The following is a 21,267-nucleotide window of genomic DNA, read 5'->3' on the forward strand; positions in this document are numbered from 1 at the left end:
TTCAGCTCCGCTTTTTACAGAAGTACTGACGTAATCAAGTGGGTGTGTGACGTACCTCATAAAGGGGAAAACCTGACCAAATAGACACGAGCACGCCCTTACCGACGTGATAGTACATCTCGAGAGAGAGCCTGTTTTCAAGTTTAGCAGAGGTAAACACACCACGAAAGAGAATATCTCCCAGTAACGATTTCGATCGATACGGGTCTCGAGAGCGGCACAATACTTATGCGAACGAACGAAAAATAGTCGATGACAGATGATATCGGTCGGACTCCTCGGAAGTGGGTTTATGGCACAGGTACACGCCGTGCGGTACGAGGCGATGGATGACGTGACCGTCGCCGGCGTAGCATCACCGAGTTATCCGGATGCGTTTGCACAGGAGTACACACCGGAAGCCAAGGTCTACTCGGATCCAAACGAACTGCTCGAGGCGGTCGATGTCGATATTGTCGACATTTGTACGCCCACACCAACTCATCGTGACCTCGTCGAACTGGCGGTCGAGCACGGCTGTGACGTCCTCTGTGAGAAACCGCTCGAGCGCACTCTCGAGGACGCACAGGCCATCCAAGCGCTCGTCGCTGACAGCGATGTGACGTTCATGGTCGGACATGTTCTTCGATTCTTCCCGCAGTACGAACGCGCCAGAGAACAGGTCGAAGCGGGCGAGATCGGCACCCCCGGAACTGCGTCGTGTCTCCGTCAGTCACCGATGCCCAATACTGACACCTGGTTCATGGACGAAGAGATAAGCGGCGGCGCATTGCTCGATCTAGCGATTCACGATATCGATTTCCTCCGTTGGACCTACGGCGAGGTCGAATCGGTGTTTGCACGCCGCGTTGCGGCCGGCGATGATCGGTACGCAACAGCGACGCTGCGGTTCGAGAACGGCGCTGTCGGCCAGATCGATGCTCGGTGGCCCACCGACGACTCGATCCCGTTCGTCACCGACTTCGAGCTAGCCGGCGACGAGGGGCTCATCGAGTACCGAAGCGAGGACGAGTCACCAATCGAGATCCACACTGCCATCGAGGAAGAACCCTCGCGCGACCCCGTCGACATGGTGTTGACGAAGGATCCATACTATCGCGAACTCGAGCACTTCCTCTCCTGTGTCCGCTCGGGTGAGGAACCCCGAGTGACAGCGACGGACGCCATCGAGGCGATGCGCATCTCGTTGGCAGCGATAGAGTCAGCCGACACCGGTGAACCGGTCGTACTTGAGGAGTTTGATGGGACATGAATGTCGGTCTGTGTACCATCTCGGGTGGCAACCGATCGGTGACAGCTGTCATGGATGCTGCAGCTGACGCAGGCTACGACGGCGTCGAAATCTGGGGCCAAGATCATGTCGGGAATGGGGAGCCGTCAACGTGTGAGGAAATCCTTGGAGAGGCACACAATCGCTCACTCGAGATCCCCGTCTACGGGTCCTATCTACGGCCCGGCACGGATGCGTTTGCAGACAAGTACGCCCACGAACTCGACATCGCCAGGCACCTTGAGGCGGATCTGATCCGTGTCTGGGCGGGAAACCAAGAGTACCAAGAGTGTACCTCGAATCACTGGCAGGCAGTAATTGAGGATCTCGTTTCGCTTTCGGACACTGCCGCCGAGTACGGCCTTGGCGTGACTGTGGAAAAACACGAAGGCACTGTCACGAACCGCCACACGGGGGCTCGTCAACTCATCGAAGCGGTCGACCGCGACAACTGCCGACTCAACTATCAGCCGCTGTTCTCGCTCCCGAACACAGATATTCTGTCCGAAGCGCGAGATCTGGCTCCGCTGTCGAACAACGTTCACGTTCAGGCAGTTCCCGAACGCGGCGGCGACGAGCGATGCCTCCTCGAGAACGCCTACTACAATGTGGACGAACTCCTCTCGATTTTTGCAGAATCAGGCTTTGATGGATACGTCAACGTCGAGTTCGTCACCGAGAACGAAACATACGGAGATGCCGTCAAGCGCGACCTCGCTTTCGTGCGAGTTTGTCTCGAGTGATCAGGTGAACACGGTTTGTAACTGCTGTGTGGTCGCCCCACCGATTAGTCGTCTCGCAGTTCGATCAGGTTCTCCTCAGCCAGGCGTTCTCTGGCGTACTCACAACGACCACAGCCGGGATCAGCACATAACAGGAGGTTGGGAACTATCTCGAGGGCGTCGACGAGTTCGGAAAGGAGCGCGTGACCGCTCATCAACTGCACGTGCGCCTCACCAATCAGGCCGTCGGTGAGCAAGCCGGCCCGTCGCGCGATGACTTCGACAGCGTCGAACCCATACGAGCAGTGGACAGCGTTCGTGGTCACTGTCCGGCTTTCATCACCGTCAGCAACTGTTACCGTCCGGGTTTGATCGCGGTATGGCAGGTCGGCGAGGCGCTCTGCGATGTGGACCGACGAGTTCGAGGTGTGGTCGACGCCAAGCAACAGGATGGAGCCACCGTCCTCGAGCAGTCGGTGCATGGGAGAGCCCGGGCCGAGTGAGTTCAGTAGCTCGTGGTCGCGGGTAAGTAATTCAGCGCTGGCACCGAGCGCGGTAACCGAGTGAGTGGGGTGGGCGCTTCGGATGGCCTCCTCTCGAGTGCGCAGTTCTTCAGTGATCCGGCCCGTTTCTGACGGCGTCGTCTTGCGATCGAACGGGTGGCCATCATTTCCGGACGTGAACGTCGGCATCAGCACCGTTCCGTCCGCCCCGACAACATTGCACAATGCATCGACAACGGTCTCAGCCCCGCCGTCGACCCACCCGAGGCTGCGTAACGAACTGTGAACGATGACGCGGTCTCCCGACCGAAGGCCAAGTGCACGTAATCCGCCTCGAAGTTCGGCTTCTGTCACTGTCATTTCTCGTTCCGGGCGACGGGTGCTGCACACAAAAGGATTGATGCGAGGACGAGAGTAACTGTAGCATCTCAGCAGGGCCCTACCCAGAGTGACAGCGTACACCATCGACAGCAGGTCGGATCATTTATGGTCACTGTCCACGAGACCCATGGTATGCGATTGCTACACGCAGGTATCATCGGCTGTGGCACAATCGCTCGCCACCATGCCGAGCACCTCACTGACCTCGAGGTATCCATTGCGGGCGTCGCGGACATCGATCCGGACGCTCGTGAGGAATTCGCTCGAGCGTATGATGTTCCCGAGACGTTCGAACAGTACGACCGAATGCTCGAGGAACTGGAACTCGACTTCGTCGTCGTGGCAGTGCCGAATTTCCTCCATGCTGACTGCGCAGTTGCTGCCCTCGAGCGCGATATCGATGTCTTTCTCGAGAAACCACTCGCACACACGCTCGAGGACGCTCAACGAATTACCGACGTGGCTGCCAACAGCGACGGCCGGGTAATCGTTGGCTTTGTCAGGGCGTTCGAGGGCTGGGTCGAGGACCTCAAGGCCCGAACTTCAGACGGCGAGTTCGGCGAGGTGTACGATGTTGACCTCGAGTACGTTCGCCGCCGTGGCATCCCACGTCTTGGAAGTTGGTTCACGCGAGCGGAGCAGTCGGGCGGCGGCGTCCTGATCGATGCGGGCGTTCACTTCCTCCACCTCGCGCTGACGCTGCTCGAGTTTCCCGACCTCGAGTCTGTCACTGCACAGACGGGCGGGCACTTCGGGACGAAGAAGGACTACACGTACATCGATATGTGGGGCGGTGAGCCGACCGACGATGCCGTGTTCGACGTTGAAGATCACGCTCGCGGATTGATCCGAACCGTTGACGGGACGACGATTCACTTCCACTGTGCGTGGGCGAGTAACACCGACCCCCGCCAGTCGATTCGCGTACAGGGAGACCACGCGGGCGTTTCGGTCGACGATACCAGCGACCCCGTTCCAACCGTCCACGCAACCGACCGCGACGCCCTGACTGACACTGACCTGACCGTTCCCGAGAGCCAGTCCTTCAGGGCCCAGTGGGAGTACGTTACTGCTGTCGTTCGCGGCGAGCGCGAACACATGCAAAACACCGCCTCGGAGGGTCTCGCAGTACAACGCGTTGTGGATGCAATCTACGAAAGCGCCGATGCCGGCCGTGAGATTCGCCTTGATGATCGTCAGTCATCGTAATCTCGACGCCAAACACAATCACACTCGAGTCACGACACGACACACATCTGATCACAACCCAGTATCTGTCACAACATGTTATCCATCACTGCAGCCCAGATTCGGTCCGTCTATGACCGGTTCGACGACGAATCGATCGTCCAGCACACCCCTGTCGAGACGAGTCGTTCACTCAGTCGGTTAGTCGACGGTGACGTCATCCTCAAGATGGAACACCTCCAGCGAACTGGCTCGTTCAAGACCAGAGGAGCGTACAACAAGATGCTCTCGCTCGAGGGGGGATCCGACATTGATCGGGTCGTCGCTGCAAGCGCAGGCAACCACGCCCAGGGGGTCGCCCTCGCAGCAAACTCACGCGGGGTTCCCTCAACCATCGTGATGCCCGCTACTGCACCCCAGTCGAAAGTTGAAGCGACCGACGAGTACGGTGCCGATGTCGTCCTCCACGGCACGACGTTCCGTGATGCGATGGCCCACGCCCGTTCGCTCACCGACGAGGGTGTCGAGTTCGTCCACGCCTTCGACGACCCGGCGATCATCGCCGGTCAGGGAACACTCGGGCTGGAACTCCTCGAGGACGTGCCCGATGTCGATACCGTGGTTGTGCCGATCGGTGGCGGTGGTCTCATCGCAGGCGTTGGCGCTGCGCTGGCCGACCATCGGCCTGATATCCGGGTCATTGGCGTTCAGGCTGATTCGGCCGCGACCGTCCCGGAGAGTCTCCAGAAGGGCATGCCCGAATCACTCGAGGATGTCGATACGATCGCCGATGGGATCGCAACCGGGGAAGTCTCCGACCTCACACTCGAGTTGATCGACGAACACGTCGACGAGATCGTCACCGTTACCGAAGAGGAGATTGCACGTGGCATCTTGCTCTTGCTCGAGCGGGCCAAACAGCTCGTTGAAGGGGCGGGCGCGGCTTCGGTGGCAGCTATTCTCAGCGATGAGGTAGACGTAAGCGGAGAAACCGTCGTTCCCGTTCTGACCGGCGGAAATCTCGATATGACGATGCTCCGGGCGATTCTCACACACGAACTCACCTCGCGAAGCCAGATGATCCGGCTACAGGTACGGATTGACGATCAACCAGGCGAGATGCACACCCTCTCGGGGCTGATCGCAGACAAGGGAGCAAATATTCGGACGGTCAACCACTATCGCGCCGACGAGACCCTCGACGTTGGAGAGGCGTACCTCGTCTTCCTCGTCGAGACCAGTGGTGAGGAACACGCAGAGCGGATCACAGATGCGATCGAGGCGACAGGCTATGCGGTCGAACGGATCAACTGAACAGTCTGAGAAAACGGAAAGCAAAACCGCTTGCCGGTTACTTACAGCGCGTCGAACTCGATCACAGTCTTGATTCGCGACGCATCTCGCGTAAACGCGTCCTCGACCTCGTCGGGCGAGAACACGTCAGTTATGAGCGCCTCGGCGAACCAGTCCGGCGCAGCCTCGAGCGTCTCTTTTGCTGCCTCAAAGTCCTCGAGATGAGAGTTGACGCTGCCGACGAGAGCCTTGTTGTTGAGCACAAATTCGCTGTGAAGTCGGCCGCCGTTGATCTCGAACGACCAGTCGTCAGGGATGCCAAGCAGTGCGCCAACACCGTTGGGTGCGAGGGCGTCGATCGTTTCGAACGCGTGTTTTGCGTAGCCAGTCGCCTCGACGATGACGTCCATCGGCTCGTGTGCGTCAGCGACCTGAGCAACCGGCGTCTCGCGGGAATCGATGTACGTCGCCCCAAGTCGTTCGATCACGTCGATCGTCGGGTCCGGTCGGTCGCGTCGTCCAAGACAGTAGGTGCGGTCAATTTCCGGACGCTCCTCTAGCAGCGCAAGCGTCAACAGTCCAAGTGGGCCGTTTCCGAGCACGAGGCTGGCGGTCGGCTCCCACGCAAACGATGAGCGAGAAGCGTACGCGAGATCGAGTGCTTTCTCTGCGTTGCTCATCGGCTCAACGAGGACGCCACTGTCAGCGAACGCGTCGGGAATCGGAACGAGGTACTCTGCGGGACTCGTGAAGTACTCCGCCATATAGCCGTGCGCGCCATCAATACCGCGCTCGAGGCACAGTTCTGGTGGTGCCATATCCGGCTCGCCACGTTCGAAGAACTCGTTCGAACCAGCTGGTGGCCGCCGAACCGTTGGAACGACGACCTGACCGGCCTCGAGGGCCGTCCCGTTGGGATCCTCGACGACGCCGACGGCCTCGTGGCCAAGGACGTGATAGTCGTCGCCGGCCGGGAAGCCGCCATGGCTCCCGCCAATGACCTCAAAGTCGGTCCCGTCGATGCCAACGCGCAGGGTTCGGACGAGCGCCTCACCGTCACTGGGTGTTGGCTCTGAAAGCTCGATGAGGTGTGGGTGTGGGTCGTCGTGCTCGACGACAATCGCGTCCATCATTCGAGTGTCGCGATCACTTCGATTTCGACGCCGATGTCGACGGGAAGGTCTTCGATCTGGACGGCGCTCCGCGCTGGATACGGCTCACTCAGATATTCTTCGTAGACCTCGTTGATCGCGCTGTAGTTGTCCATATCTTGGACGAATACGGTTGCCTTCACGACGTTGTCGAGCGACGTTCCAGCCGCCTCAAGGACCGCACCGACGTTTTCCATTGTGCATCGGGTTTCGTCTTGAATGTCGCCATCGATGATCTCGCCGCTGTCGGGATCGACCGGTCCTTGCCCGGATACGTATACAGTGTCGCCATCGATGATGCCCTGGGAATATGGGCCGATACTTGCCGGTGCGTCGTCAGTTGTGACTTCGTCCATAGTACGGCTAGGCACTAGCAACCGGAGCAAAAAATCGTTTCGGTGCCATTCGGTTTCAATGATTAGTCATCCGACCGGTGTGAGACGAACCGCGACACTTATCTCAATGACACCCGATACCATAGATCGTATGTCAATACTTGCGATCGTCGCACATCCCGACGACGCCGATATCTTCTGTGGTGGAACGTTAGCAAAGCATGCGGACCGCGGCGACGACGTCCAGATCGTCCACATGACCAGCGGCGAATACGGTGGTATCGACACAACAGAAGACGAACTCGTCTCAGTTCGGCAAGAGGAGGCGCGAAACTCCGCGGCCGAACTGGGCTGTGGCTGTGACTTCCTCGAGTTCAACGATGGTCGTATCGAGCAATCGCTCGAGAACCGACTTGTGATCGTCGACGTTATTCGAAACCACCAGCCTGACGTGATTCTGACGCACTTCAACGATGATATGCACCCGGATCACCGCGCGACCTCGCGGTTAGTGTCGAATGCGTACTACATGGCATCGCTCCCCCTGGTCGAAACCGAGTACGATCCCCACGATCCAGATAACGTCTACTACTTCGGCAAGCCGACCTCGGCGTTCGACCCGAGCGTCTACATCGATATCTCTGACTATCAAGCACGCAAAGAACGCGCAATCGACCATCACGACTCCCAGGTCGAGTTCCTCGAGAATCACGGTGGCATCGACGCGGAATTTGACAATCTCATCGACGGTGTCCGTGCCGAAGCACGCGTCCTCGGTAAGCGAACGGGCGTTGAGTATGCCGAAGGGTTCGCACCGCTACACGACGTGACGACCGACTATCTCGAGTGAGTCGATTGCCAGCCCACATGCAAATCAACGGTGGTATACGCCCAATGCCCCACGTTGACACACCGGTAGCTTTATGCTACGACACACGTTCGTTCGAACCACGCCCGTGATGAGCCATGAGTAAGGACGACACGATACCTGCGACGATTTCCGACGAAGAACACCTCGAGGACCTCCTCTCGGAACCGTACCCCGAAGACGTCGAGTTTGCCAGCGAACTCGAGGGCGATATTCTCGTCCTCGGGGCTGGCGGCAAGATGGGCCCGACGCTAATCAGACGCATTCTCCGAGCGAACGATGAAGCCGACGCCGACACGACGGTGTATGCGGCTTCTCGCTACTCCGATCCCAGTGTCAAGGAGAAACTCCAATCCTGGGGTGCTGAAACAATCGAAGCGGATCTGCTCGATGATGATGCCCTCGAGTCGCTGCCAGACTGTCGAAACGTCATTTATCTCGTTGGTATGAAGTTCGGCACGACTGGCCAGGAGCCGATGACGTGGGCGATCAACTCCTATCTTCCTGGGCGCGTGGCGCGCCGGTTCGAAGAGTCACGGATTACTGCCCTCTCGACCGGGAACGTCTATCCGCCGGTCCCCGTTGACTCCGGTGGTTCCGTCGAGACAGACGAAACGGGTCCCGTCGGTGAGTACGCCCAGTCCTGTTTGGGACGTGAGCGGGTCTTCCAGTACTTCTCCGAGGCGAACGACACCCCTACGTGTCTCCTACGCCTGAATTACGCCGTCGAACTACGCTACGGCGTCTTGCTCGACCTTGCAAAGCGCGTCTACGCCGAGGAACCGGTCCCCCTCGAGATGGGACACGTCAACGTCATCTGGCAGGGAGACGCCAACTCCGCGTGCTTCCGGTCGCTCGAGTTGGCGGAGACACCGGCTGACATTCTGAACGTTACCGGGCCGAACGTGCTTTCGGTTCGCGACCTTGCTACCCAATTCGCCGACGAATTTGGCTGTGACGTGACCTTCCAGGGTGAAGAGAAAGAGACAGCGTTGCTCAACGATGCGAGCCGTAGCCATGACCTGTTTGGCGAACCGAAGATGGATATCGACGCGCTCGTCGAACACGTCGCGTCGTGGGTCGAACGAGATGGGACAATGCACGGGAAACCAACGAAGTTCCACGTTCGCGACGGCGAATTTTAAGCCGAGTCACGCTTTTCACCGTCAGTCAGCGCACGATTCGTCGCGTTTGCCTTCTTGTCCAAGTCGCCGTCGGTTTGACTATTGTATCCTGTGTATCGACCCGGAGAAACCTCAACCGCTAACTCACTCGAGCGCGATGTGTACATATGCCCGGACCGATCTATCTTCAAGGAGACCGCTTGTCGCTTCGCGCCGTCGAACCCGATGACCACGCGTTTATCCGGCGCTACTGGAACAATCCTGATCTTCGCCACTGGTTTCCAATCGCGAGACCGTTGCAGGGTGCATACCTGGCGGACTTTCTCGAGTCATCCGACGAAAACGTCCCGTTTCTCCCCTGTCGAGACGGCGACCCGGTTGGGTTCCTCTGGCTGTTCGACATCGACGAGGTCGCTGGTCGGTGCGAAATCGGCTACTGGATTCGCCCCGAGGAACGCCAACAGGGATACGCGACCGAAGCCGCGGCACTTGCAGTCCGCTACGCAGTCGATGAACGACGACTCCACAAGATCATGGCGCGTGTCTTCGACGGCAATACGCCCTCGAGGCGAGTCCTCGAGACTGTCGGATTCACGCACGAAGGACACCTTCGTGATCACTACTATATCGATGGCGAATACGTCGATGCTTCCCTGTTCGGGCTGCTGGCTGATGAGCATATCTCGTGACCCACCACGGAAGCGAGTTGCTCGAACGTCCTCAATCCGCACATGTACGGAACGCAGAGATTATTCGACGCCTCGAGCGAATCGCGGTATTGGTCTTTCCAATACGAAGACATTAGTTGAAAACGGACTTGCAACGTCGTCCCTAGTTCACTGCGGTGCGATAACGTCGTTTCGAAGCGTCCCCACGCCCTCAAAGTGCACTTCGACGGTATCACCAGGAGCCAACGTATCCGGTCCGTAGGGCGTCCCCGTTGCAATGATGTCGCCAGGCTCGAGCGTGATCAGTTCGGTAACGTCCGCGACCAGTTCAGGGACGGAGAAGATCATGTGTTCTCTTGTCGTCTCCTGTTTTTGTTCGCCGTTCAGTTCCAGGGTTAACGTCGCATCCTCGGGGACTTCGTCCGGCGACGCGACGACAGGGCCAACCGGCAACGAACTGTCGAACGCTTTCCCGCGGACCCAGTTTCGCTCGTCCTGTTGATCGTCGCGGTTCGAGATATCGTTCACGCAGGTGAATCCGGCGACGACGTCCATCGCGTCCTCTTCGGCGACGTTTCGACACTGTTCGTCGATAACGATCCCGAACTCGGCTTCGAATTCCACTTCCTCGCGTCCCGGCGGCAGTTCAATATCGTGTTCATGCCCGACGACACAGTTTGGCGTTTTGAGGAACAGTTCAGGGCGGTCCGGTACGTCGTCGAATCCCGACTCTTGTCGGTGGTCGACGTATCCACCCGCTTGACAGACAATTTTCGTTGGCTCGGTCGGCGGCAGAATCGTTACATCATCGAGTTTATAACTTCGACCGGCCGTCTCAATTTCGTCGCCAGTTAGCGTTCCTGTCCGTACGTAGCCACTCGAGTCGCTGAATCGAATTTGCTTCATCGACGAGTGTACCCTCACGCCGATATGCTAACACTCTTTCGGGTGATGACAGCGGATACACAAGCGACACAGTACACCGTCCAAATTTGTACCCAATAGTTGGCTCTTCCGGTCGTCTACATGAGAAACTCACGGATTTCGTACAGATAGTTCAATACGAACCCAATGACGGCGAGATAGCCAATGATGCCGATCACCTTCAGAACCAGTCCATTGGCGTGCGGTCCCATCAGGTCTGAATCACTGGACAGCCGAAGAACCAGGAACGCCAACAGTGGGAACGCGATGATTGCGAGTGCCTGTGCGATCATGAGAATCTCCATTGGGTCCTCCTGAAAGAGTAAGACCGGAATCAAACCGAGGAGCATCGCGATGCTGGCCCATACTTTAACTGGTCGGTCGTCCATGGATGGACTCTTGGCGCTGCCGTCAACCAACAGTGTCGCACCGATGAGTGCGTTCACAACGAGTGATGATAGCGCGGCAAAAAAGAAGCCAATGGTGAACAGATAGAACGCACCATCACCGGCGATTGGCTCGAGTTGGAGAGCCATCTCATGGGCCGAAAACGCTGGGTCACCCTCGCCGGCGTAAATGACGCTTGCGCTGGTGAGCATGACCACGATGACGATCAATCCGAGTACGCCGATGCCGATGAGTGTATCAGCGGTACCGTCTGCAAGCTCCTCCGTACCCCACCCCTTTTCTTGCATAAGATGTGACTGATAGACGGCTGCAGCAATTGAGAACGTCGTTGCCGCGATTCCGAGCGACAGAAGCAGCGAATTAAACTCGGGGATTGATGGAACGAGTCCTGCGCCGGCTGCAGGGAGGTCGATCCCAACGAGTGCAAGTGTGCCGACGAACGCCACAAGCATGATACCGACGACAATGCGGACGAGCCATTCAATCTTGTCGTATAGGTTCGGAGTCCAGACGAAGCCAATCGCTGCAAGCGTGAACAACGTGGCCCAGAGTCGCATGTCATAGCCAAACAGCGCATTGGATGCGAAGCCAATTCCGGCATTGTTTCCGACCTGGAACGCAAGGATAGTGAGAAAACCGGAAATACCGCCGATAACTGCGACTGTTTGGTTGTACGTTATTCGTGTTGCTCCGAACAGCGTTTCTCCTGTAACGAGGCCAATTCGTGCAGCCATCAATGCGTATGCGACCATAAAAATCGTCGCAAGGATCGGAACCCACAGGAGTGCATAGCCATACGTACTGCCAGCAATCGTGCTGAGGGCGATACTCCCTGGACCGACGACAACTGCTGACAAAAAGAGTGCTGGGCCGATTGCACGAATATACTGTTGTATGCTACGCCCAGATTCCGTCGCTACATCTGTTGATTGCGCACCCATGTTAGACACAGTCTATTAATAATTATTTAACTCTATTTACTTGTACACATCTGAACTAGGTTTAGCTAATTCTGAATGGCAATAAAACATGTGTGGGATAAAATATTAAAAGAGGAAATTACAGCGAGAGATAGTTGTGTAACCGTGGCAAATCAATCCGTATCGGTTTGTACGATAACCGTGCGGTCAGTCTGCAACTAGTCGTATGGGTAACAATACCATCGGGAGAGCCCAGATCAAATCATACCGTCCTACATGATGGCGAAGGGTGGCGACCGACTATGAATAGAGTGTGTGTCATTTGGACATACTAGTTTGTTGTTACATATGTTGGATAGGGGTCATATCGGGACCAAATACGTGGATAGAATGTCTGAACAACAACTTTCTCCCTGCATAGTAGCCATTGAACGTCAGTACACACCTAATCGAACGGTACTACAGCCGGATACACTGAATCTGTTAGTAACTAGTGTTCCGATCGATACGGCGGTTGCTGGCTAAACCCTATCAGCCACCATTAATTGCATGTACAGCGCAACGTAGACTGCAACGACCAATGGCCCAAATATAAATTCCTTGCCACATGTGTGGAGGTTACATACACATCAGAAAATATTTGGTACAGAATACCTATATGTATTTCGACACTAGTGGCTGTGGTACTATATTGATAGCAAAACGCAACCGTTAGCTTTCGAAATCCGAGCGCATTCGGGACGGTATAAAACTGGGATGCGAAATCTTTTGCCATCACACCACTGATACTCGCAGCGGTATGGATACGGGAGTTACGAAATCAACTATTCTTCACTACCTGCAACAGATAGACGGCCACGAGTTCGAGCATTTCATTGCTGACCTCTGGTCTCGTCGCGGGTGGGACACTAATGTAACATCCCAATCAGGTGATAAAGGAATTGATGTCGTCGCTACCAAAACGTTCCCGTACCCGAAAAAGACCCTCATCCAGACGAAACGATATCGAGATTCGAACTCCGTTTCCGGACCCGAACTCCAGAAATACGCCTCACTAAAGCAACGAGAGAATGTCGACGAGGTCGTTATTATCACGACCAGTGGGTTCACCGACCAGGCCGAAGATATTGCTGATGACTTTAATATAAAATTGATCTCTGGGGAGACACTCCAACGATTGGTTAGAGAGATGGCCGCCGAGGACCTGGTCGCAACCTATGCAGACGGAGCCGAAATACCTGATCAACCATACACTGAAACGATCAGTGATTTTGAGCCAGCAAGACCACCAACTATCGTCGCCGAATGCGACCTTTTTAGAGCATCACTTGTCGGATATGAATGGGTAACGTCATCTGATCCGGCCGTAGAAACACCGGCCGAATTCGACGGCCCGTTCTTCGCGTTCGAACTCACAAATCTCGTCGATCACGATCTTCGCTTACACCCATGGGAGGATTTTACCGTCTACGACGATCGTGGCCAAAAATACACGCAAGGAATGCGGTTCTCGAAAAACCGCTATTTTCCAGGTGACTGGCAAGTCAAACAGCCACGAATTCCTGCTGGCGGTACGGCCAAATTTGCGTTCTACGTCGGTGGTGTTAGTGGTTCGGTCTCGAGAATCCGGTTTCAAAACAACACCCATCTGCTACTCGAGGAGTACGATCGAGAATCGGATGGGCTCTCTCGGGCGGACTTGCTGCAGAAGGTGTCGTGGATGATGTACCTTTCAGCGGAAGAAAAAGAGGCACTCCCAGGTCTTCCGTCTGAACTGGCAGCCGCTGTCAATTGATTGAGTATACTCAACGTCGCTGTGGATCAGGGTTGCTCGAACTGGACTGTTTCTTCGTCAGGGTCTGTCGTCTCGAATCGATCGAGTGCACTCGAGAGTTTGTTCGCGCGATCTGCCAGTTGAGCCATCGACCCAGTGACCTCGTTGAGCGCGCTTGTTTGCTCTTCGGTGGCAGCTGCGACGGTGTCTGCGCCCGTCGCGGTCTCTTGGCTGATCGTTGCGATATCGCTGACCTCAGAAACGACCTCATGAGTCGACTCGAGTTGCTGTTCGGTTGCCGTCGAAATCTCTTCGACACCCGATTTCGTCTCTGCAGCATACGCCGCAATGTCCTCGAGTGCAGCCGCCGCTTTCATAACGCGTCGCGCAGTGGCATTGACTTCGTAACTGGTTCGCTCGACGGCAGTCGCTGATTCTTCGGTCTGTTCACGGATGCGCTCAAGACAGCGTTCGACTTCTTCGGCAGCTTCTTTCGTGTTCCCTGAGAGCTCTTTGACCTGTTCGGCAACGGCTGCGAAGTCATCACTGCTGCCACTTGAGGTGCGTGCGGCCTCGAGATTGGTGTTGAGTGCGAGCATGTTCGTTCGGTCAGCGACGACCTGAATTTGCTCGATCAGGCGGTCAATTTCTGCAACTTCACCCTCGAGATGACCGATTTCGTCGACGGCATCCTCGGATTCGCGTTCGATCGCTTCGACGCCAGAAATCGCTTCTTTGGCGGCGTCGCGACCGTCGGTGCTGGTAGCGGCCGTCTGGGTTGCAATTTCGGTGACTTCACTCGAGGCGTCTGCAATCTCTCGAGTCGTCTGGGAGAGGCCGGACAGTTCGCTCGTCACGTCCTGCAAGGAGTCGTTCTGGCGGGCTGCCCCATCGGAAATCGACTGGACGGAGTCAGCAACGTTCTCCGATGCGGTTCGGACCGTCTCGCTCGAACTCGAGACCTGCTCGCTCGCCTCAGCAACTTCGCCTGCGAAGTACGTGAGTCGGGCAATCGTCTTCTCGAGTTGCTCGAGCATGCCGTTGAACTCGGCTGCAACGTCTTCCATCGCCTCAGTGTCGGTCGCATCGGGATCCATCCGAACTGTAAGGTCGCCCTCAGCTGCGGTTTGCATGACTGCTGCGTACTGGTTCGCGGCCGTAGTGAGGTCTTCGTTCAACTGCGTCGTATGCCGGCGCTCGGCCTCTGCGTCTGCTCGTGCGCGGCGCGCCTCGTCTATCTGTGTTCGCAACGAGAGGCGCATTGTGTCGAACGCAAGATACAATTGGCCGATTTCGTCCACTCGGTCTGTCTCGAGGTCGACATCGAGATTTCCGGCTTCCATTTCGGCGGCCTGTTCTCGAAGTCTGTTTATCGATCGGGCCGTGTTTCGCCCGATAACGGCACCAAGCGCCGTGACCAGCACCATCAGCCCTGCCGTCGCAGCAAAGCCGAGGCGCTGTACCGTTGTGACGAACCCGTACGCGTCTGCCGTTGGCTCGTGGATGAGCACGGTCCAATCGGTTCCCGCAACTGGCGCGGAGCCGACGACGTACTCCTCGTCAGGGAAGCCGTACGCAGAGAGCAACGTCGGCATGGCGTGAGAGCCAACAGTCTGTGAAGTAGCACGTTGACCATCGATGAGACCCTCGTTGCCATCGCCATACGATTCACCGAAATACTCGTCCTCATCACCGTACCCGTCGTCACCGAACGCGAGGGTTCCGTCTCCGTCGATCACCATTGTTGTCGATCGGTTATCCTCATAGGTTCCGAACTGCGTGCCGTACTGCTCGAGTTCAACTGTGTAGACGACACCGATTGCCCCATCGCCGGTCGTCTGTGCGTACGTAACCGCAGGGGTTCCATCCTCGTCATCGAGTTGGTACGGGCTCGTGCGATAGACCGAAAACGGCTCAATGTCATCGAGCAGCCTGCTGGCGTCTGGAACCGAAAGCTCAGTGGCAGACTGCCCGTCAAGGCCTTGGTCTGTACTGGCAATTATCTCCGCATCAGCCGTATCGATGATATGGATTGCGTTCGCTCGCGCTGGATGTTGTGTATACTGGCGAAGTTCTGTTGTCGAGAGGCTCCGGAGGTCTGGGCTCCGTACAAGTGTCTCCACTCGTTGCTCGTTGCTCTCAGACCACGCCTGGAGGCTTCGGGCTTCCTGCTGAGCGAGCGTGGTAAACTCCTCGTCAGCTTCGCCCTGGACGTGCGCTCGGATCTCTTCAGTGGCAACGAAACCAATCATGCCCACAGAGGCGCCGATCAGCAGCAGTACGATGCCAAATTTCAGCGCGTAGCTCCGACGGATTGACGCCGGAAGTTTCGAGCGAAGGCGTTTCATTGGAGTGTTTCAATGATTCTATCGGTTGTTTCGTCAACATCCCATGACTCGAGGAAGCTCATAAAGACCTCCTCGAGTTCGTTCTTCCTCGACGGTTCGATCCCTGAACCATGCGCAATCGTCGGAGGTTGTGCGATTGACGCCTCGAAATCGTGCATCTGGTCTTCGAGAAACGGTGGAAACGCATCAGTAGAGACGTCTGTGCGTGGCGGAATCGCTCCCTTGGGTGGGTTAAATCGCTCCTGTGCGTCTGCACTTCCACAATAGCGAAGAAACGCCATGGTCATCTCTGGTGTTGGATTCGGCTCTGGCATGACGAACGCATCAGGGACCATGGTATAGACGTCTTCAGTCCCCGGAAATGCGACGTGTCCCCAGTCCGTTTCGTACTCGAGATCGACCGCACTATACTGGCCAGCAGCCCAATCACCCTGATGGGTAAACGCTGCCTCACCGTCGATAACCTGTCCGTTTGCCTCTTCCCAGCTTATGGTGCTCGTGTCTGAGCTAAAGTGCTCGCTGTAGCGCTCGAGCAACGAGAGCGTATCGGCAATCGCAAACTCGAGTTCGTCAACGTCGCCCTCAAGGAGTGACTGGAACTCGGTTGCGCCAGTTTCTCCGATAAAGAGCGTTTCCCATAACTGCACCGTTGGCCACGATTCCTGTGTCTGGTGTGCAAAAGGCGTATAACCTGCATCTGCAACAGTCTCGAAGGCCTCAAGCAGTTCCGCTGGGTCCGCAATCGAATCGGGGTCGACACCGCTGTCCTCGACGACATCGACGTTGTAAAACAGGTTGTTCAACCGGTGGATATTGATCGGTACCGCCACGTAGGTGCCGTCATCGCGAGCAAGGTCCTGAACGCTCTCGATGTAGGCTGACTCCATATTTCCGGACCAGATCTCGTCGAGATCAGCAAAGACATCAGAGTCAAGAAATGGCCGAAGCGACTCGCCAGGCCAGATCTGGAACGTACTTGGTGGGTCGTCATCCACTAATCGCGACTGCACTGCCGCGTTCAGTGCTGATCCGGCTCCACCAGGTGCGGGGTTTTCGGTAATCAGTGACTGCTCGTACGATGTCGACTCGACGAACCCCTCGAGTAAGGCTTGTAGTGCGTCTTCTTCTCCACCTGCAGTCCACCAGTGGATGAGCTCGAACGGCTCTTCAGTGGATTCCTCTGGCGGCGTCTCTTCGTTGGCCGCATCACGGTCGTTCGTACACCCCGCGAGGCCAACTGTTGCAAGCCCAGTTGTGGCACCAGCTCGGAGGGCTGTCCGTCGGAAGAACGATAGCTCGGCTGCATTCCCCTTCCCCATAGCTTCAGATATGGATAACACGCAGAACTCGCCCGTTCTTCAGTCTTTCTACTCTCGAGTTGATGGGATTCGAGGAGAAGATGTGTTTTATGAAACTAATATATAATTTATAATCCCATACTAGTCAAGTTAGAGATCTGCAATGAACGTAGATTAGTGGCAGCAATTTTGGTGTAGAAATGTTGCATCTTGATTATTGTGTAGAATATCGACTTTTATGTGACTTTTAATGTAATTTTCCACATAGCATTTCAAAATATGGGCCAAAGAAGAATTATTAGATTGGGGTAGAACTATACGAAATATACTCTTATTAGCTTACAATTAAATTTGCTATAGTTTATTTCGTTATCGAGTACTATTTCGGTACGGTTGCCGTTGGAGACAAAGGTTTATACGCAAACCAAAGAGTAAGACAACTCATGAACGTATTACCACCAGATGACAGCTGGCCACGACAACAGCACCGACATACTCGAGGATACGACCATGTCTGAGGAACCACCAAGCGACGACACGGCACAAGACGAGACCGAACACATTGAAAACGTCCTTGAGAACGCCCGTCACGACGACGCCGACACTGACATCTCGTATGACCTCGACGATCTGGGCAACGTGAAAGAAGATTGGGAAGGGATGACGATTTACCTTCCAGAAGACCTGCACAACGCACTCAATTTAGCCTATCGCGAGTTAAGCCTTGAAACGGCTCGAACGACCGAGTACGATCTCCAGAAACTCCAAGATTTCTACCCACTACTCGTCGCCGTTGGCCTCAATAATCTCGATCAGTCCGATACCGACGATTTGCTCTCAATGCTCGAGTATCTGCAGGCGGAATACGGCGAGTGATTGACACCGTTCGTACTCACAAGTATATTAGTAGAATATAATTTTGGTCCGGCCCTGTCCCAGCATGCTCTTTCTACTGGCATAGCAGAGGGAGAACTCCGCCGAGACCCCAGATTGGCATTACGAGTATTACCTCTCAAAATTAGGGTCAGAGCTGTATTCTTGCCTCACACGCGGTTTATTCGCCCTACACACCGAAAGTAGCACAGCTCGGATTAGTGCGACTCGAGACCAATGGTCGTGAGAAAGTGACTACTGTACTGGCACTGTCGATTACAGGCATACCAGTGTAAATTCTGGCCGATCAACTTGCCGATCAGCCACCACACCGATGCTATTCGGCCGCCTCAGCGGGTAGGAAGAAGAATTTTCCGGAAAACGATTGTGTAGTATTACTCGTAATGCTTATTTTCTCCCAAAGTGGTATTACGAGTATTACTACCCGTGTAAGGCTGGTCGATGGATCAGCCCCTGGCTACATTTTATCGAATCTAAAAACCAGGAAATAATACTGTAATATTGTTTCAGGGCCTGACGAGAGCGTATAGTAGCTTATAGAATCTTTCAGAAGAGTAGCTGGTGGCAATTCCGAGAGTGGAAGTGACATACCGGCCACAATCTCTTTCAGCACGTACACATATCACTCGCTAATGTCGTTGTTTGTGACGCGACTCGTTCCACAGGTTATCCGCCGGAGCTACGTCGCCAAGGTGGGTGTCATTATTGGTATCGTCTTACTCCTGACCGTCAGTGCGGCCGGTTTCTTCTACCTCGATATCACGGGAGAAATCAACGCAGACGCACGTGGGGATATGGAAGCAATGGCTGGCTACGAGGCAACTATTCTCACAGACTGGCTTGAGGCGAACGAACGCGCCGTCGAACGACTCGCCGAAAGCGATGCACTGACCGACTCTTCCGACTGGGTCATACAGGCAGCGTTGCTCAACGAATACGATCGAAGCGCCGACGCTGAGCGCCCGCTCGAGGACGTCCACTACGTCGACCTCGAGACGAACGAAATCGAACACAGTACGTCCGATGCGGAAATCGGGACAGACGTCTCGGCGCTTGATCTCGAGTTTTATGTCGAAGACGAGCGTATCAATTACGACGAACTGGGGGACAGTGATGTCGATGCGGCCCACACGCGTACGTTCGAATGGGATGAAACGGACGTAATCGGATTCGGCAGTCACGTTGATGATGGCGATGATGGGGCGTTCGTCTTCCTGACTGTGCGTGCAACCGATGTTGCAGCGGCTTTTGACGAACCGATTGCGGGGACGGAAACGATGGTCATAGACGGAACTGACCAGACAGTGATGGCTGCTGAGGAATCGACAGCCGTCGGGACTGAGTACCGCTCAGCTATTGACTCCTCGCTCCTCGAGCAAGCAAGTACGGACCCACAGACAATTGATGCAGATGAGACGGACGAACTAGTTGCGTACACGCAGCTGACGGAGTCGGACTGGGCGCTAGTGTCTCATGCCCCACAATCGACCGCGTACGCATTGACGGAGCAAGTTGCACTTTCACTGATCGCACTGATTGTAATTCCACTTGCTGGCTTTCTGGTGATTGGTGCCACAGTTGGGCGAGGCACTGCCACCGCACTCGAGCAACTGGCAACTGACGCGAGAGCACTTTCGGCTGGCGACCTATCAATTAGCGCCACTGACCGCGATCGAATTGACGAAGTCGGCGAGGTACAGGACTCGTTCGATGCGATCCGACAGTATCTCGAGACGGCCGCTGCACAGGCGACCGCAATTGCGCGTCAGGACTTCGACGCCCCAGTTCTCGAGGAACAGGTACCAGGGACGCTTGGACACTCACTCGAGACGCTGCAGACCGATCTCGAGACATCGATTACTGAGTTAGAGTCCTCAAAAGAAGCAGTCGAACGCTCGCGAGAGGAGGCAACGGCGGCGAAAGATGCCGCAGAACAACAGGCTGAACAGTTACAGCAACAGGCCGGTGTGTTCGCAGACACGTTAGAGCGAGCGGCAAACGGCGACCTAACTCAACGCTTGAATGAAGATGTTGAACAGCCGGCGATGGTCGAAATTGCGACCGCCTGTAATCAGCTGCTTACGCAACTCGAGTCGACGGTCAATGACGTGACGCGGCTCGCTGAATCGGTCGACCACGTGAGTGCTGACGTCCGCGCACGTGTCGAACGAATTGAATCAAGTAGCGCGGATGTCGAGCACTCAACCGATGAGATCGCGTCGGTTGCGGCCTCTCAGACCGACCTGTTCCAGTCAGTCCATAGCGAAATGAGTGATCTGTCGGCAACGATCGAAGAAATCGCATCAACGACTGACGCGGTTGCAGAGACCTCTACTCAGACCGCACAGCGTGCTGATGTTGCGAAGACTGCCTCGAACGAAATCCTTGAGGAAATGCAACAACTGGCGACGCAGGTTGATGCGGTGGCAGACGAAATCGAGCAGCTTGATGACGAGGTGGATCGGATCGACGAGGTAATCGACCTGATCGACGATATCGCTACGCAGACGAACCTGCTTGCGTTGAACGCCTCGATCGAAGCGGCAGCGGCGGGTGAGGAAGGAGACGGGTTCGCGGTTGTCGCACAGGAGGTAAAAGCCCTCGCCGAAGAGACCGGTGATGCAACCGACGATGTCGAGGCCTTGCTTGGAACCGTTCGTCGGCGAACGGACGACGTTGTCGCGGATATCTCGAAGATGCAAACGCAGGTTGATCATGGCGTAGACGCGGTCACAGACGGTCTCGAGGCTGTCGATGATATCGCTGATCGCGTCGCTGATGCAAACGAGAGTGTCCAGTCAATTGATGACGCAACCGATGAGCAAGCCAGAGCAACCCAACGCGTCGTGACGATGGTTGATGAAGCGACGACGAAAAGTGAGCGGACCGCAGCGGAAACCGAACGTGTCGCGGCCACTGTCACGGAGCAGTCGCAGTCGATTGTTGAAGTCTCGAGACACGTAGATTCGCTCTCGACAGCGGCCGGTGATCTTCGGGAGTCACTCGAGGCGTTTGAGGGTGGTGTGAGTGATGACGATGCAGCGAAGACGACCACACTCGAGTTCGTCGGTACTGACGATCAACCGTAACGGAACGAGATGTTCAGCGCATTCGCCGTTATCGCCATCGAAATCGAGTAACACCACCGCCTGGCGACATGACTTCTGAGAAAATACATACTCTTATATAATGGGAGTT

The 21,267-nt window shown here is 55.8% G+C and carries 18 protein-coding genes; 10 read left to right on the forward strand and 8 right to left on the reverse strand.

Going from position 1 to position 21,267, the window contains the following annotated elements:
• The first annotated feature begins 259 nt into the window (after positions 1-259).
• Together G6M89_RS16755 and G6M89_RS16760 are read left to right on the forward strand one after the other, a co-directional pair.
• The gene (locus G6M89_RS16755) at positions 260-1,252 is read left to right on the forward strand and encodes a Gfo/Idh/MocA family protein (protein ID WP_165163025.1); all 993 of its coding nucleotides are present in this window, start codon (positions 260-262) and stop codon (positions 1,250-1,252) included.
• Positions 1,249-2,013, forward strand: a complete 765-nt coding sequence (locus G6M89_RS16760; protein WP_165163026.1) for a sugar phosphate isomerase/epimerase — start codon at positions 1,249-1,251, stop codon at positions 2,011-2,013. The genes G6M89_RS16755 and G6M89_RS16760 overlap by 4 nt, the downstream gene beginning before the upstream one ends.
• Before the next feature lie 44 nt (positions 2,014-2,057).
• On the opposite strand, the gene G6M89_RS16765 is transcribed toward G6M89_RS16760, so the two are convergent.
• Complete coding sequence (locus G6M89_RS16765) at positions 2,058-2,855, reverse strand: aminoglycoside N(3)-acetyltransferase (RefSeq protein ID WP_165163027.1); 798 nt, start codon at positions 2,853-2,855, stop codon at positions 2,058-2,060.
• A gap of 153 nt (positions 2,856-3,008) precedes the next feature.
• On the opposite strand from G6M89_RS16765, the gene G6M89_RS16770 reads away from it, so the two are divergent.
• Complete coding sequence (locus tag G6M89_RS16770) at positions 3,009-4,085, forward strand: Gfo/Idh/MocA family protein (protein WP_165163028.1); 1,077 nt, start codon at positions 3,009-3,011, stop codon at positions 4,083-4,085.
• Between the two features lie 75 nt (positions 4,086-4,160).
• Positions 4,161-5,378 (forward strand): threonine ammonia-lyase, encoded by a 1,218-nt coding sequence (gene ilvA / locus G6M89_RS16775; protein WP_165163029.1) that lies wholly within the window; start codon positions 4,161-4,163, stop codon positions 5,376-5,378.
• Between the two features lie 41 nt (positions 5,379-5,419).
• Here ilvA and G6M89_RS16780 read toward each other — a convergent pair whose 3' ends face one another.
• Together G6M89_RS16780 and G6M89_RS16785 are read right to left on the reverse strand one after the other, a co-directional pair.
• The gene (locus G6M89_RS16780; protein WP_165163206.1) at positions 5,420-6,487 is read right to left on the reverse strand and encodes a glucose 1-dehydrogenase; all 1,068 of its coding nucleotides are present in this window, start codon (positions 6,485-6,487) and stop codon (positions 5,420-5,422) included.
• On the reverse strand, positions 6,487-6,864 hold the full coding sequence (locus tag G6M89_RS16785; protein WP_165163030.1) for a RidA family protein: 378 nt from the start codon (positions 6,862-6,864) through the stop codon (positions 6,487-6,489). Before G6M89_RS16785 ends, G6M89_RS16780 begins: the two co-directional genes overlap by 1 nt.
• 130 nt (positions 6,865-6,994) lie before the next feature.
• Here G6M89_RS16785 and G6M89_RS16790 point away from each other — a divergent pair, with 130 nt between their 5' ends.
• The 3 genes from G6M89_RS16790 to G6M89_RS16800 all read left to right on the forward strand — a co-directional run bounded on the left by G6M89_RS16790 (position 6,995) and on the right by G6M89_RS16800 (position 9,524).
• Positions 6,995-7,693, forward strand: a complete 699-nt coding sequence (locus G6M89_RS16790; protein WP_165163031.1) for a PIG-L deacetylase family protein — start codon at positions 6,995-6,997, stop codon at positions 7,691-7,693.
• 116 nt (positions 7,694-7,809) lie between these two features.
• On the forward strand, positions 7,810-8,856 hold the full coding sequence (locus G6M89_RS16795; RefSeq protein WP_206335598.1) for an NAD(P)-dependent oxidoreductase: 1,047 nt from the start codon (positions 7,810-7,812) through the stop codon (positions 8,854-8,856).
• Between the two features lie 146 nt (positions 8,857-9,002).
• Positions 9,003-9,524 (forward strand): GNAT family N-acetyltransferase, encoded by a 522-nt coding sequence (locus tag G6M89_RS16800; protein WP_165163032.1) that lies wholly within the window; start codon positions 9,003-9,005, stop codon positions 9,522-9,524.
• A gap of 147 nt (positions 9,525-9,671) precedes the next feature.
• On the opposite strand, the gene G6M89_RS16805 is transcribed toward G6M89_RS16800, so the two are convergent.
• Together G6M89_RS16805 and G6M89_RS16810 are read right to left on the reverse strand one after the other, a co-directional pair.
• The gene (locus G6M89_RS16805; protein ID WP_165163033.1) at positions 9,672-10,409 is read right to left on the reverse strand and encodes a fumarylacetoacetate hydrolase family protein; all 738 of its coding nucleotides are present in this window, start codon (positions 10,407-10,409) and stop codon (positions 9,672-9,674) included.
• 116 nt (positions 10,410-10,525) lie between these two features.
• A complete protein-coding gene (locus tag G6M89_RS16810; protein WP_165163034.1) occupies positions 10,526-11,776 on the reverse strand; it encodes an Nramp family divalent metal transporter in 1,251 nt (416 codons plus the stop codon).
• Between the two features lie 778 nt (positions 11,777-12,554).
• Between G6M89_RS16810 and G6M89_RS16815 the strand changes: the two genes are divergently transcribed.
• On the forward strand, positions 12,555-13,550 hold the full coding sequence (locus tag G6M89_RS16815) for a restriction endonuclease (protein WP_165163035.1): 996 nt from the start codon (positions 12,555-12,557) through the stop codon (positions 13,548-13,550).
• A gap of 26 nt (positions 13,551-13,576) precedes the next feature.
• Here the strand turns inward: G6M89_RS16815 and G6M89_RS16820 are convergent, their stop codons facing one another.
• From G6M89_RS16820 to G6M89_RS22900, 3 genes are all read right to left on the reverse strand, one after another.
• Complete coding sequence (locus tag G6M89_RS16820) at positions 13,577-15,877, reverse strand: methyl-accepting chemotaxis protein (RefSeq protein WP_165163036.1); 2,301 nt, start codon at positions 15,875-15,877, stop codon at positions 13,577-13,579.
• The gene (locus G6M89_RS16825) at positions 15,874-17,196 is read right to left on the reverse strand and encodes an ABC transporter substrate-binding protein (protein WP_165163037.1); all 1,323 of its coding nucleotides are present in this window, start codon (positions 17,194-17,196) and stop codon (positions 15,874-15,876) included. The genes G6M89_RS16820 and G6M89_RS16825 overlap by 4 nt, the downstream gene beginning before the upstream one ends.
• A 153-nt stretch (positions 17,197-17,349) precedes the next feature.
• Positions 17,350-17,502 (reverse strand): hypothetical protein, encoded by a 153-nt coding sequence (locus tag G6M89_RS22900; protein ID WP_394352374.1) that lies wholly within the window; start codon positions 17,500-17,502, stop codon positions 17,350-17,352.
• A 135-nt stretch (positions 17,503-17,637) separates the two neighbouring features.
• Here G6M89_RS22900 and G6M89_RS16835 point away from each other — a divergent pair, with 135 nt between their 5' ends.
• Together G6M89_RS16835 and G6M89_RS16840 are read left to right on the forward strand one after the other, a co-directional pair.
• A complete protein-coding gene (locus G6M89_RS16835) occupies positions 17,638-18,051 on the forward strand; it encodes a hypothetical protein (protein ID WP_165163039.1) in 414 nt (137 codons plus the stop codon).
• A 650-nt stretch (positions 18,052-18,701) separates the two neighbouring features.
• Positions 18,702-21,158, forward strand: a complete 2,457-nt coding sequence (locus G6M89_RS16840) for a methyl-accepting chemotaxis protein (RefSeq protein WP_165163040.1) — start codon at positions 18,702-18,704, stop codon at positions 21,156-21,158.
• Positions 21,159-21,267 lie beyond the last annotated feature (109 nt).

Origin of the sequence: Natronolimnobius sp. AArcel1 (assembly GCF_011043775.1) — an archaeon.
Lineage (GTDB): Archaea > Halobacteriota > Halobacteria > Halobacteriales > Natrialbaceae > Natronolimnobius.

Excerpts from the sequence above, each read along its gene's own strand:
- G6M89_RS16755 (WP_165163025.1), top strand. The coding sequence starts at position 260 with ATGATATCGGTCGGACTCCTCGGAAGTGGGTTTATGGCACAGGTACAC.
- G6M89_RS16840 (WP_165163040.1), top strand. The coding sequence starts at position 18,702 with ATGTCGTTGTTTGTGACGCGACTCGTTCCACAGGTTATCCGCCGGAGC.
- G6M89_RS16820 (WP_165163036.1), bottom strand. The coding sequence starts at position 15,877 with ATGAAACGCCTTCGCTCGAAACTTCCGGCGTCAATCCGTCGGAGCTAC.
- G6M89_RS16805 (WP_165163033.1), bottom strand. The coding sequence starts at position 10,409 with ATGAAGCAAATTCGATTCAGCGACTCGAGTGGCTACGTACGGACAGGA.
- G6M89_RS16795 (WP_206335598.1), top strand. The coding sequence starts at position 7,810 with ATGAGTAAGGACGACACGATACCTGCGACGATTTCCGACGAAGAACAC.
- G6M89_RS16760 (WP_165163026.1), top strand. The coding sequence starts at position 1,249 with ATGAATGTCGGTCTGTGTACCATCTCGGGTGGCAACCGATCGGTGACA.
- G6M89_RS16835 (WP_165163039.1), top strand. The coding sequence starts at position 17,638 with ATGACAGCTGGCCACGACAACAGCACCGACATACTCGAGGATACGACC.
- ilvA (WP_165163029.1), top strand. The coding sequence starts at position 4,161 with ATGTTATCCATCACTGCAGCCCAGATTCGGTCCGTCTATGACCGGTTC.
- G6M89_RS16810 (WP_165163034.1), bottom strand. The coding sequence starts at position 11,776 with ATGGGTGCGCAATCAACAGATGTAGCGACGGAATCTGGGCGTAGCATA.
- G6M89_RS16770 (WP_165163028.1), top strand. The coding sequence starts at position 3,009 with ATGCGATTGCTACACGCAGGTATCATCGGCTGTGGCACAATCGCTCGC.
- G6M89_RS16825 (WP_165163037.1), bottom strand. The coding sequence starts at position 17,196 with ATGGGGAAGGGGAATGCAGCCGAGCTATCGTTCTTCCGACGGACAGCC.
- G6M89_RS16815 (WP_165163035.1), top strand. The coding sequence starts at position 12,555 with ATGGATACGGGAGTTACGAAATCAACTATTCTTCACTACCTGCAACAG.
- G6M89_RS16790 (WP_165163031.1), top strand. The coding sequence starts at position 6,995 with ATGTCAATACTTGCGATCGTCGCACATCCCGACGACGCCGATATCTTC.
- G6M89_RS16785 (WP_165163030.1), bottom strand. The coding sequence starts at position 6,864 with ATGGACGAAGTCACAACTGACGACGCACCGGCAAGTATCGGCCCATAT.
- G6M89_RS16780 (WP_165163206.1), bottom strand. The coding sequence starts at position 6,487 with ATGGACGCGATTGTCGTCGAGCACGACGACCCACACCCACACCTCATC.
- G6M89_RS16800 (WP_165163032.1), top strand. The coding sequence starts at position 9,003 with ATGCCCGGACCGATCTATCTTCAAGGAGACCGCTTGTCGCTTCGCGCC.
- G6M89_RS16765 (WP_165163027.1), bottom strand. The coding sequence starts at position 2,855 with ATGACAGTGACAGAAGCCGAACTTCGAGGCGGATTACGTGCACTTGGC.